The organism is Psychroflexus sp. S27 (genome assembly GCF_002810405.1).
GTDB classification, from domain to species: domain Bacteria; phylum Bacteroidota; class Bacteroidia; order Flavobacteriales; family Flavobacteriaceae; genus Psychroflexus; species Psychroflexus halocasei_A.
Genome location: NZ_NEXQ01000026.1, coordinates 95,587 through 108,043, shown reverse-complemented (window position 1 = coordinate 108,043; position 12,457 = coordinate 95,587). Strand labels below are relative to the sequence as shown.

Here is a 12,457-nt window from a genome sequence, read left to right as displayed (position 1 = left end):
AAAATAAATTTAGCAGCAACCAGAATTTGGATCACATGCATTTTCAGGTTGAAGTTCAGGAATGCCGCATTTGTCTTTTGCTAAACAGTCAGTTAAAGTTGATTTTAAATGAAAAAATTCTCCATCAAACTCAAGACTGTAGATTCCAATCGTGTCACCTTGGTACTCAACCTTGACTTCTAAAGTATCATCGATGCTCAATTGGCGTTTGGCAAGCTTGATAATGTTTCTCAGTTTTTTGGGTTGCAAGCGATGCTCAACATCCTCAGCGCTCCATAATTGGAAATTCACATGTTTTTCATCTCTTAAAGTGCCACCACAATCGATAAATTTTCTATTGATTTCTCCTATTTCAGTGACATGAAAATGTTCAGGAACAATTTTCCCGTCAGGACGTTTAAAAATAAGTTGATCTATTTTTTCTAAATTCTGTTTAACTTCTGATAATGTCATCTTTCTATATTTTTGTTTTTAACAGCAATTTTTCTCTGCAGTTGAAGGATATTTATCAAATAAGGCGATAAATAAATTCTTGGTTTCTTCCCATTTTTTTGGTTCGATGCAATAGCAAACCGATGTGCCTTCAATTGTGCCTTGTATAATGCCAGTTTTTTTTAACTCGCGTAAATGTTGACTGATTGTTGCTTGTGCTAGGCCAAGTTCTTCAACCAAATCGCCACAAATACAAGTTTTGGTTTCTAATAAATATTCAATAATTGCCAAACGCGCTGGATGTCCAAAAACTTTGGCAATTTGCGCAAACTCATTTTGATGTTTTGTAAATAAATCTTTCTTGGTAATTCCCATCATTAAATTATATATTGCAATATTACGATGAATAAATAAAATGACAATTTGATTCTTTTAATTTTTATAAAAAATTTCTTTATCTCATTTGAACTGAAGTCATAAAAGTGCTGTATTCGGTTAAATTAAAGTATTTTCGTGCAAAAATAAATCGAGCTGTGGAAACAAGTGCTGCTTTACTTTCAGTAGAAAATATTGATAAATCATACGGAACATTGGTTTTGTTTGAGAATTTATCTTTTGGAATTAATCAAGGTCAGAAAATGGCTTTAATTGCTAAAAATGGAACTGGTAAAACCTCCCTTTTAGAAATTATAGCAGGAGCTGATCAACCCGATGCTGGTCAGGTTGTTAAAAGAAATGATGTTAAAGTAGGTTACTTACCTCAAGAACCAAATTTAGATCCTCAGCTAACAGTTGAAGAAAGTATTTTTGCTGCTGATAACGAGACTTTACAAGTGATTAACCGTTATGAAAAAGCATTAAATAACCCTGAAGATACTGAAGTTTATCAAAAAGCTTTTGACCAAATGGAGGCTTTGCAAGCTTGGGATTTTGAAACGACTTACAAGCAAATTTTAAGCAAATTAAAACTTGATGATCTTTCTCAAAAAGTCAGTGATTTATCTGGAGGCCAACGTAAAAGATTGGCTTTAACAAATTTGATTCTGGATAGGCCAGATTTGTTAATTCTTGATGAGCCAACTAACCACCTGGATTTGGAGATGATTGAGTGGTTAGAAGATTATTTAAAATCAGAAAACCTGACGCTTTTTATGGTGACTCACGACCGTTATTTCCTTGATCGTGTTTGTAATCATATTATTGAATTGGACGATCAAAAACTCTACTCTTATAAAGGAAATTACGCTTATTACGTGGAGCATCGCGCTAATCGTATGGAAACTGAAGCGACGAACTTAGCAAAAGCAAAGCAACTTTATAAATCTGAACTTGACTGGATGCGTCGTCAGCCAAAAGCGAGAACGACCAAATCAAAATCACGAATAGAAAATTTTGATGATATCAAGGAACGTGCAACTAACCGTCGCAAAGAACACAAAGTCAGTCTCGAAATTAATATGGAACGTCTTGGCTCAAAAGTGATTGAACTTCACAAAATTTCAAAAGCTTATGGCGAAAAAGAGCTCTTTTCAAATTTTGAATATGTTTTTAAGCGCCAAGAACGCATCGGTATTATTGGTAAAAATGGAACTGGAAAATCAACTTTTCTAAACATCTTGACGGGTCAGGAAGAGCCAGATTCAGGGAAAGTTATCATTGGCGAAACCATCAAAATTGGTTATTACACACAAGGCGGCATCAAGATCAAGCCAGAGCAAAAAGTAATTGATGTTATCCGTGAATTCGGTGATTATATTCCGCTCAAGAAAGGACAAAAAATTTCTGCTCAACAACTTTTAGAACGTTTTCTTTTTGATCGTAAAAAGCAATATGATTTTGTTGAGAAGTTAAGTGGAGGTGAACGTAAACGTCTTTATTTATGTACGGTTTTAATTCAGAATCCGAATTTTTTAATTCTCGATGAGCCAACCAATGATTTAGATATTATTACACTTAATGTTCTTGAACAATTCTTGCTCGATTTCCCAGGTTGTTTGATCGTTGTGTCTCACGACCGTTACTTTATGGACAAGATTGTGGATCACCTTTTTGTTTTTGAAAATGAAGATATTTCTGATTTTCCAGGGAATTATTCTGATTATCGTGCTTATAAAAAACTTGAACAAGAAGAAGCTTATGCAAAGCCAAAAGCTGAAAAGAAAGTTCAAGAAAAACCAAAAACCACTGAAGTCACTTTAACTTATCAGGAACAAAAACAATACAAGCGATTAGAAAGTGATATCAAAAAACTGGAAAGTCAAAAAGCTAAGCTTGAAGCTAAATTCCTAGAAGATCTCAATCCAGAAAAAATCAAAGAATTATCAATCGATTTACAGAAAATTGAATCAGACATTGAAGAAAAAACCGAAAAATGGTTTGAGCTGTCAATGAAGTCTGAGAGTTAAAACAAAAAGCACCAACTCTCTACTAAAAGTTGGTGCTAAAAAAAATCCTATTATCATGAAATATAATGCGAACTACACATTATGCGTTAAGCGAATTGCTTTCTTCTTTTTCTTGTAATTCTTTTTCGCGTTGTTCTTTTTTAATGCTATTATTAATAAAAATTAAAACAGCTGCAACAAGTCCGATGATGACAAGTCCAAAAACGACTGTCATTATAAAAGCACCATTGCTCCAATTCACGAATAAAGTTAATAAGTTAGGTATCATAGCTTTTGAATTACAAGACAAAAATAAGACCCAAGTTCGCATTATAAAATGACCAATGTCAGTTTTCGAGTTTTATTTTAATTTATCTTTGATGAATGATAAAAATAACAAATTTTAATAGTTTTCCTAATTCAAACTCTTGATTAATGATTCATCAGGCCAAAGCTTATTTAAAATTCATTCGATGTTCCAAGAATCAACATGGCATACATTCGCCATTTGTATATCAGTTGATCACGAAATGTTTTTATCATAAAAAAAAACGCAAAGCTTATCAACTCTGGAAGCAAGCTAAAAAATCACTTTTAAATGATAAATCTTTTATTGAAGTTGAAGATTTTGGTGCTGGCTCAAAGGTTTTTAAGTCAAGCAAACGTCAAGTCAAAAAAGTTGCTGCCAGAGTAGGTGCTTCTTATAAAAGAGCCAGATTATTAAATCGTTTTGTCTATTATTTAAATTCCAAAACAGCGCTTGAATTAGGCACATCTTTAGGTTTAGGAAGTTTAGCAATAAGTTTAGAAAACAATCTTCAATTAACCACACTTGAAGCTTGTCCAAACACACTAAATAGGGCAAAACAACTATTTAAAAAAATGGATTGTCAAGATAAAATAAAATCCGTGAATGCAGATTTTCAATCTTATATCAATGAACTTTCTGGCGAACAAAAATTTGATTTAATTTTCATTGATGGTCATCATAATTATGAAGCAACTATCAGCTATTTCAACCAGCTTTTAAAGCATAAGCACAACGATTCTGTTTTTATTTTTGACGATATCCATTGGTCAAAAGGCATGGAAAAAGCTTGGGATGAAATTTGTCAATCAAAGGAAGTGACAGTTAGCATAGATACTTTTCAGTGGGGTTTTGTTTTTTTTAGAAAAGAACAAGCAAAAGAACATTTTACAATAAGAGTCTGAGCATTTTTTGTATTTTAGAGCAAAAATTATCTTGAAATGTTAGAGGATTTTTCACCGACAATGCAATTCGTTATTGTCATTATTATTTTAGCTGTTTTATTTCTTTTGGTTATTTTGAATAACAAGAGAAATAAAAGCAAACGTGATCGCAGGTCAAAACGAAATTTTAGAGAAAACATTTCTGAAAAACGCAAAGAAAAAGAATCATGAAAATTTATACAAAAACTGGTGATAAAGGAACAACAGCTCTTTTTGGCGGCTCGCGTGTTCCAAAACATCATATCAGAATAGAAAGTTACGGTACCGTAGATGAGCTGAATGCCAACTTAGGCATGTTGCGTGATTGTGAAGTGAATGCGCAGATTAAAAAAGATATTGAGCTAATCCAAGATAAGCTTTTTACCTTAGGCGCAATCTTGGCAACCGATCCTAAAAAAGCAAAATTTAAAAGCGGAAAAGATCGCTTGAATATTCCGCGCATCACTGCAAAGGATATTGAATATCTTGAAAAACGCATTGATGAAATGAATGAAACTTTGCCACCAATGACGCATTTTGTATTGCCAGGCGGTCACAAAGCCGTTTCTCAAAGTCATATTGCGCGATGTGTTTGTCGTCGTGCTGAGCGAAATGCAGCAGCTTTGCATGAGATTGAAGCTTTTGATGAAGAGGTTTTACAGTATCTCAACCGTTTGTCAGATTATATTTTTGTGGTTTCACGAAAAACAGCAGACGATCTTAACGTCGAAGAGACACAATGGATTCCTGAAAAACTGGATTCCTAAAAAAGAGATAACAAGTTAAGCTTTGTTATTTAGTACTTTTTTGAAGTTAAAGCATCAACTCTAATTTACTGATAATCAAAGAAGAAATAAAGAGTAAAATGTTTGCTTGTTACAATAAAAAAATTACATTTGCAAAAATTTAAAACGACTTAAAAGATGTATTGGACATTAGAATTAGCATCGTACTTGAGTGACGCGCCTTGGCCAGCAACCAAAGATGAATTGATTGATTACGCTATCAGAACTGGCGCACCTTTGGAGGTTGTAGAAAATCTTCAATCAATCGAAGATGAAGGTGATACTTACGACTCAATCGAAGAAATATGGCCTGATTATCCCACAGACGAAGATTACCTGTGGAATGAAGATGAATATTAACAGTATTTTTCATATAAAAGCACTAAAAGTCTCCTAAAGGGACTTTTTTTTTTCACTACCTTTGAATTATTAATTTTTTAAACAAGTTATGGGTGTATTAGACTCTGTATTAAAAATATTTGTTGGTGATAAGACGAAAAAAGATCTGAAAAGCATCACGCCTATCGTCAACAAAATTAAATCCCTCGAAAAAGAATATGAAGCGCTGACTTTAGATGAGCTGAGAGGAAAAACAATTGAATTTAAAGGGAAAATAAAAGAAGCTTTAGCTGAAAATACTGCCAGGCAAGATGAGCTGAAAAAGCAGGCTGAAGCTGAAGAAGATATCGATGATAAAGAAAGCTTTTTTAGTCAAATTGATCAACTGAAAGATGAGGCTTATAAAATTTCTGAAGAGATTTTAAATGAAATTCTACCTGAAGCTTTTGCGACTGTCAAAGAAACTGCAAAAAGATTTTGTGATAACGAAACTTTAAAAGTCACTGCTTCTGAATTCGATAGAGCATTATCTGCTCAAAAAGATTATATCACTTTAGATGGAGATGATGCGATGTGGAGCAACTCTTGGGATGCTGCTGGTAAAGCGGTAACCTGGGATATGGTTCATTACGATGTACAGCTCATCGGTGGTATTGCGATGCACCAAGGTAAAATTGCAGAGATGCAAACGGGTGAAGGTAAAACTTTAGTGGCAACATTACCGATGTATCTGAATGCTTTAACCGGAAATGGCGTTCACCTTGTCACAGTCAACGATTATTTGGCGAAACGTGATAGCGCATGGATGGCACCAATTTTCGAATTTCATGGCTTAAGTGTCGCTTGTATTGATTATTACAGACCAAACTCTGAAGAGCGTCGTCAGGCTTATAATGCAGATATCGCTTACGGAACAAATAACGAATTTGGTTTTGATTATTTACGTGACAACATGAGTCACTCGCCAGATGATTTGGTTCAGCGTCCGCACAACTTTGCGATTGTCGATGAGGTCGACTCCGTTTTAGTCGATGAAGCAAGAACACCTTTAATTATTTCTGGACCTGTGCCAAAAGGTGATGTTCACGAATTTGATAATTTAAAACCTCCAGTTGCTAAAATTGTTGAAGCGCAACGCCAACATTTGATTAAAGTCTTAGCTGATGCTAAAAAATTAATCAAAGCTGGTGAAACTAAAGAAGGCGGATTTTTGTTACTCCGTGTATTCAGAGGTTTACCGAAAAATAAAGCACTGATTAAGTTTTTGAGTGAAGAAGGTGTAAAGCAACTTCTTCAGAAAACTGAAAATCATTATATGCAAGATAATAATCGTGAGATGCATAAAGTTGATGCAGATTTATATTTCACGATTGAAGAAAAGTCAAATCAAATTGACTTAACAGATAAAGGAATCGATTACCTATCTGGCGGAGATGATGATAACTTCTTTGTGATGCCAGAAATAGGAATGGAAATCGCAAAAATTGAAAGCGAAGGCCTTTCTAAAGAAGAAGAAGCCGAAAAGAAAGAAGAACTCTACCGCGATTTCAGTATTAAAAGTGAGCGTATTCACACGATGAATCAGCTTTTAAAAGCCTACACTTTATTTGAAAAAGATACAGAATACGTTGTCATGGACAATAAAGTTAAAATTGTCGATGAGCAAACAGGTCGTATCATGGATGGCCGTCGTTACTCTGATGGTTTGCACCAGGCAATTGAGGCAAAAGAAAATGTCAAAATTGAAGATGCAACACAAACTTTTGCAACAGTTACACTTCAGAATTACTTCAGAATGTACAACAAACTTTCTGGTATGACGGGTACTGCTGTGACTGAAGCTGGTGAATTCTGGGAAATTTATGAGTTAGATGTTGTTGAGATTCCAACAAATAGACCTATCGCTCGTGACGACAGACAAGACAAAGTTTATAAAACAATAAGGGAAAAATATAACGCAATCATTGAAGAGGTTGTTAACTTATCAGAGCAAGGGAGACCTGTTTTGATCGGGACAACATCAGTTGAAATTTCTGAATTACTCAGCCGAATGCTGAAAATCAGAAATGTGAAACACAATGTCCTGAATGCGAAATTACATAAAAGAGAAGCTGATGTTGTTGCTGAAGCTGGTAACAGTGGTGTTGTCACAATTGCAACAAACATGGCTGGTCGTGGTACCGATATTAAACTTTCTAAAGAAGTTAAAGATGCAGGCGGTTTAGCAATTATTGGTACTGAACGTCACGATTCTCGTCGTGTTGACAGGCAGTTGAGAGGTCGTGCTGGTCGTCAAGGTGATCCAGGAAGTTCACAGTTTTACGTTTCTCTTGAAGATAGTCTTATGCGTAAATTTGGTAGTGAACGTATTGCCAAATTGATGGATAGAATGGGCTTAGAAGAAGGCGAGGTGATTCAGCATTCAATGATTTCAAAATCTATTGAGCGTGCTCAACGTAAAGTTGAAGAAAATAACTTCGGTATTCGTAAGCGTTTGCTAGAATATGATGATGTTATGAACGCGCAACGTGAAGTGATTTACAAGCGTCGTTACAATGCATTGTTTGGTGATCGTCTAAGAATTGATGTTGCAAACATGATTTACGACACCACTGAAGCGATTGTGAATTCAAACAAAATGCAAAATGACTTTAATAATTTTGAGTTTGAATTAATCAGATTCTTCTCTTTAAGTTCTTCAATTACAGAAAAAGAATTTGAAAAAGAGTCGACTCAAAAGTTAATTGCTAAAATATACAAAGAAGCTTACGCTCATTACCAAGATAAAATGTCGCGTAATGCAGAAGAAGCTTTCCCTGTGATCAAGCAAGTTCATGAAAATGAAGGTCAGAAGTTTGAGCGTATAGCTGTGCCATTTACCGATGGTCAGAAAACACTTCAAGTTGTCACAAACCTTGAAAAATCTTATGAAACAGAAGGAAAAGAACTGATTAAAGATTTTGAGAAAAATATCAGTTTAGCGATTATTGATGAAGCTTGGAAAAACCATTTGCGTAAAATGGATGAGCTGAAACAAAGTGTACAATTGGCTGTTCACGAGCAAAAAGATCCACTTCTCATTTACAAGTTTGAAGCTTTAGAGCTTTTTAAAATGATGATCGAAGATGTCAACAAGGAAGTGATAAGCTTCTTATTTAAAGGAGAAATTCCGCAAGGAAATCCAGAAGAGAACATTCAGGAAGCTAAAGAGCAAAAGCCAAAACAAAAGCTAAAAACACAAAAAGATGATGTTCAGAACCTGAATCAGCAGGCGTCACAAAACAGACAAGCTGGCGAGCAAGCAAGTCAGCGTCAACCTGTGACTGAAACGATTACGCGTGATCAACCTAAGATAGGAAGAAATGAAAGGGTAACGATCAAGAATGTTGTTAATGGCGAAGAAAAAACAGTTAAATACAAACAAGCAGAACCATTGCTTTCGCGTGGTGAGTGGGTTTTAAAAAACCATTAAAATTTATAAAATTGAAAAATTTTAGAATAGAATTCAAATGGGCAATGTTTTATACATTGCTCAATTTTCTTTGGTTATATGCAGAGAAAGCCTTTGGGTGGCACTCAAGTGGTGCTTCTCGTTATGCGGTTTACAGCATGATCATGGTTATTCCTCAAATAGCTGTCACTTATTTTAATATGAGAGAAAAAAGCGAAAAGTTTTTTGATGGCAATATCGAATGGCGTAAAGCTTTTTTCTCAGGTGTTGTTCTTTCTGTTCTTATCGCAGCTTTATCACCTGTGATTGTTTATGCATTAACGGAATTCGTTTCGCCAGATTTTGTAACAACTGCAATTGAACAAGGTGTCGGCAAAGGCATGAAAGAAGATTCCGCAAAAAGTCTATATAATATGAATTCATTATCAAAGCAAGCCATGTTTGGGAATTTAGCAACAGGCGTGTTTTGGTCAGCAATACTTGCATTATTCTTTAAGAAGAAGTAAACTTTACTTCTTCTTATTTTTCTCTTCTATCCATCTAGACATATATTTTGTGCTTTGATGGCTGTGGTGCATCAGCATTTGTCCAACAAAATTCTCTTGCCTGTTTTGACTAAGCTCTTTCTCAAGCTTGTTTAAACGTTTAAAAAAGATACTTTTAAAAGTGCTTGCTTTAAAACGTTTTTCAAGAATCTGGAATCCGTTTTTTTGGGCCAAAGTCCATCTTTTTTTATTTGTATAAAGTTTGACAGCTTGTTCCGCAATCAGTTGAGGTTCATTCGCTATTTCGCCACACCATGGCAAGTCTCCGCAAATACCTTCTGCACCAATAATTGTCGTGATTGCTGGCGTTCCTGCGCGCATCCCATCAATAAATTTTCCTTTTAAACCAGCACCAAAGCGTAATGGAGCAAGTAAAACGCGTGATTCTTTGATCACATCAACAGCATCCGCAGCGCGTCCCATAATGTAAAAATCATCTTTAGGTTGATGGAGTTGTTCAACTTTTTGTGATGTATAAGCGCCGTAAATAAAGAGTCTTGCTTCTGGTAATTTCTCCTTGATTAATGGCCAGATTTCTTCTTTTAAGAATTTTGTTTTGTCAAAATTAGGCGGATGTAAAAAGTTACCGATACTCACAAAATCTTGACGCTCTTCAAAAGCAGGAAGATTTTCTTTTTGTATCAATTTCTGATCAACCAGAAAAGGAAGATAGAGGAGGAGTTTTTTGTCTATTTTGAAATGCTTGATAAGAAGTTGCATTTCAGCTTGAGAAATAATCAAACTTAAATCTGATCTGTACATCGATGCAATTTCTCTTTTGGCTTCATCTGTTAACAATGAAGATTTGACGAAATTTTGTTTTTGCTCATAAGCGCGTTGACGTGCTTTTCTGAAAAAATGTAAATCTTGTGTGTCTAAAATCCGAATAGCATCTGGGCAATTTTCAGCGATTCGCCAACCGAACTGCTCCCCCATCATAAAACGATCAAAGAGAACATGACTAGGATTGAGTTGTTTTATATAATCATCAAACTCAGAGTTGTTAGCTGAAATCTGTTTTGTTTGAATTTTATAATCCGATAAGTCTTCAGCGTGTACAGAATCTTTAGCGGGAGAAGCATAAATAATTTCAAATTTTTTAGACAAAAAAAGACGAATCAACTGCATCATCCGACTTCCTGCAGCTGAAGAGTTTGGTTCAGGCCAAACAAAACCGATAATTAACAACTTTTTCCCTGTCATATACTTTATTTTAAATGTGAAGAAAAGCTGAGATCAACTCAATTTTCAAAAGTACGGTTAAAAGCTTGTAAGCTTCAAATAAAAGGATGGTTTTAATGAAATTTTACATAAAGAAATTCCAGACGATTCCAAAGCGTATCGCAAAATCACGGTATGGATGTCGAGGTGCAGCAAAGTTGTTATTGCCTTCCAATAATGTTGTGAAGTTTTCTAATTTAAAATACAGTCGCGCAGTTCTCACTTTAGCATTAAAAAAGAAATCAAGTGTGTAAAAACTTTTAAAATCTTGATTCGTAACAAAAAATTCAGCTAAAATGGGATCATATCCATCTGATTTAAAATCAGTGAAATAATTAAAAGTAAAACCAGTTTGTAGGTATAAAGCTTTTTGGAACCAATAATCTTTATAATAGATTGATTGTCTCGTCACGAATTCTGGTACATGAAAAGCACTTTCGCCAGATAAAACATTTTGGTAAATCACATCGTTGGCCAATGCAAACTTGCCAAGCTCAAAATCTTTAGAAGCTTGCAACTTAAAGTAACGCACTTCTTTACCGCTTTGCATTGGTTTTACTAATGAATCAACAGAAGAAGAAGTATCTGGATTATCGATTAAACCAAAATATGTGTAGTTATTAATTTGCGTTAAACTTGCTTTATAATCTCCGAATTTCGCGCTATTAATCGATGCTGAAAGGCTCTGTGTTTCAACATTAGAAAAATCAGGATTATGCCAATTGTAATTTTTATAATCGTTTTGAAATAGTAAAGTATTGAAGTTTGGTCTAGCAGAATTTAATTTAATTCCGGCTTGTACGCTGTTTAGAGAATCGATTTTGTAAGCTGCATTAGCTTTTAAATCGTAACCTTCAAAGGTATCGCTAAGGTTGTAAACAGCTTGAGCTTTAAGCTTAATCCCAGCAATTTCATTTTGATATTTTCCACCAATACCAACAACATCTTCTTTAATTCTGTTTGGGATGATTTCATTGTCTTTTAAAACCACAGATTGATAGCCATAATTATAATCAGTATGCTCAATAAAACCTTCTAAAGTCCCTAAATCTGGCTGAAAGTAGCTGGCGCCAACTTGGTTTTTAATATATTGGTATTCAACTTCGTTGTAGAGATCTTTATTTTCATAAGTTTCACCATAAATATCAGTGGCTTGTTTCTGTTGGAAACGGTATTCTTTATCAGAAAAATTAAGGCGATGATTAATTCTTATCTCGTATCGACTTAAAGAATCTCCTGCTTTTAATTTGTAAAAATGATCAAGATAAAAGCGCTTCCCATCTAATTGATTTTCTGCATTTTGATATTGTACAGCAACTGATGAACGCTCATCATATTCTGGAATTTCTTCAATATAGAGACGTTCACCTTCAGCGGTTAAACCGCCGTTTTCTTGGTTCATCAAATCTTGAGCAACAAAATGCGTTTTGGCATAATAGCGCTCATTTTTTGTGTTGTAATTTAAAGTCATACGTAAATTACCTGTGCTCGTGAGGGAATTCTGGTAATTTCCTAAAGAGCGCAAACCTTTGTAAGCTATGGATAAATTAACATTTGGTTTAATGTTAGTTGTGAAAAAAGCATCAACATTTTGACCTTGTTCGAAAACTGTTTTAAAGTAAAGTTCAGTAAAAGGCGTTGGCACACGATAATAATTAATGTCTTTGGCTTCCATAAAATTGAAATGTCTGGCGCTTGCTCCAAATTTTGGTGAGTTTGATAGGTCATCAAAATCGTAAGTAAGACGATTGAAAGTTTGTCCGATATTCTGAAAAGCTAATAGGCCAAAATCATCACGTCTTAAATAATTGTATTTATAGGCTTTTTGAATTGTTAAGCTTGTATCAACATAAGTTGTATCGTTTTCAATAGAAATGATTTTATAGCTTTCCACTTCAGTTTCTACTTCCTTGGTTTTCTTTTTGTTATCTTCTTCGTTATTATTTTTACCACCAAGTCTCGTATCTGGCAAACTAGTACCAGTAAGCTTGCGTTGTGCAGATGCGCTTAATGCAAAAAGGAATAAAAACGTTATAAGGACTAATCTCATCTTTCTATTTACAAGCGCAA

11 protein-coding genes are annotated in these 12,457 nt (G+C 34.5%); 6 read left to right on the top strand and 5 right to left on the bottom strand.

Annotated elements, in window-relative coordinates; all coding sequences use genetic code 11:
• Positions 1-9: 9 nt before the first annotated feature.
• Both CAP47_RS11765 and CAP47_RS11760 read right to left on the bottom strand, forming a co-directional pair.
• Positions 10-453, bottom strand: coding sequence for a DUF6428 family protein (locus tag CAP47_RS11765; RefSeq protein WP_093244632.1), 444 nt, complete (start codon positions 451-453; stop codon positions 10-12).
• A gap of 18 nt (positions 454-471) precedes the next feature.
• Positions 472-807 carry an ArsR/SmtB family transcription factor gene (locus CAP47_RS11760; protein ID WP_093244629.1) on the bottom strand — a complete coding sequence of 112 codons (336 nt, stop codon included), beginning with the start codon at positions 805-807 and terminating at the stop codon, positions 472-474.
• Between the two features lie 158 nt (positions 808-965).
• On the opposite strand from CAP47_RS11760, the gene CAP47_RS11755 reads away from it, so the two are divergent.
• A complete protein-coding gene (locus tag CAP47_RS11755; RefSeq protein ID WP_234953135.1) occupies positions 966-2,837 on the top strand; it encodes an ABC-F family ATP-binding cassette domain-containing protein in 1,872 nt (623 codons plus the stop codon).
• A 79-nt stretch (positions 2,838-2,916) separates the two neighbouring features.
• Here the strand turns inward: CAP47_RS11755 and CAP47_RS11750 are convergent, their stop codons facing one another.
• Positions 2,917-3,105 carry a hypothetical protein gene (locus tag CAP47_RS11750; RefSeq protein ID WP_093244626.1) on the bottom strand — a complete coding sequence of 63 codons (189 nt, stop codon included), beginning with the start codon at positions 3,103-3,105 and terminating at the stop codon, positions 2,917-2,919.
• Positions 3,106-3,251: 146 nt separating this feature from the next.
• On the opposite strand from CAP47_RS11750, the gene CAP47_RS11745 reads away from it, so the two are divergent.
• The 5 genes from CAP47_RS11745 to CAP47_RS11725 all read left to right on the top strand — a co-directional run bounded on the left by CAP47_RS11745 (position 3,252) and on the right by CAP47_RS11725 (position 9,127).
• Positions 3,252-4,028 (top strand): O-methyltransferase, encoded by a 777-nt coding sequence (locus tag CAP47_RS11745; RefSeq protein WP_093244623.1) that lies wholly within the window; start codon positions 3,252-3,254, stop codon positions 4,026-4,028.
• A 206-nt stretch (positions 4,029-4,234) separates the two neighbouring features.
• Complete coding sequence (locus CAP47_RS11740) at positions 4,235-4,813, top strand: cob(I)yrinic acid a,c-diamide adenosyltransferase (RefSeq protein ID WP_100776794.1); 579 nt, start codon at positions 4,235-4,237, stop codon at positions 4,811-4,813.
• A gap of 156 nt (positions 4,814-4,969) precedes the next feature.
• Positions 4,970-5,191, top strand: a complete 222-nt coding sequence (locus CAP47_RS11735) for a DUF2795 domain-containing protein (protein WP_073193496.1) — start codon at positions 4,970-4,972, stop codon at positions 5,189-5,191.
• Between the two features lie 88 nt (positions 5,192-5,279).
• Positions 5,280-8,642 (top strand): preprotein translocase subunit SecA, encoded by a 3,363-nt coding sequence (gene secA, locus CAP47_RS11730; RefSeq protein ID WP_100776793.1) that lies wholly within the window; start codon positions 5,280-5,282, stop codon positions 8,640-8,642.
• Between the two features lie 11 nt (positions 8,643-8,653).
• Positions 8,654-9,127, top strand: a complete 474-nt coding sequence (locus CAP47_RS11725; protein WP_153043522.1) for a DUF4199 domain-containing protein — start codon at positions 8,654-8,656, stop codon at positions 9,125-9,127.
• Positions 9,128-9,130: 3 nt separating this feature from the next.
• Here the strand turns inward: CAP47_RS11725 and CAP47_RS11720 are convergent, their stop codons facing one another.
• The gene (locus CAP47_RS11720) at positions 9,131-10,369 is read right to left on the bottom strand and encodes a glycosyltransferase (RefSeq protein WP_100776791.1); all 1,239 of its coding nucleotides are present in this window, start codon (positions 10,367-10,369) and stop codon (positions 9,131-9,133) included.
• Positions 10,370-10,472: 103 nt separating this feature from the next.
• The gene (locus tag CAP47_RS11715; RefSeq protein ID WP_100776790.1) at positions 10,473-12,437 is read right to left on the bottom strand and encodes a putative porin; all 1,965 of its coding nucleotides are present in this window, start codon (positions 12,435-12,437) and stop codon (positions 10,473-10,475) included.
• Positions 12,438-12,457 lie beyond the last annotated feature (20 nt).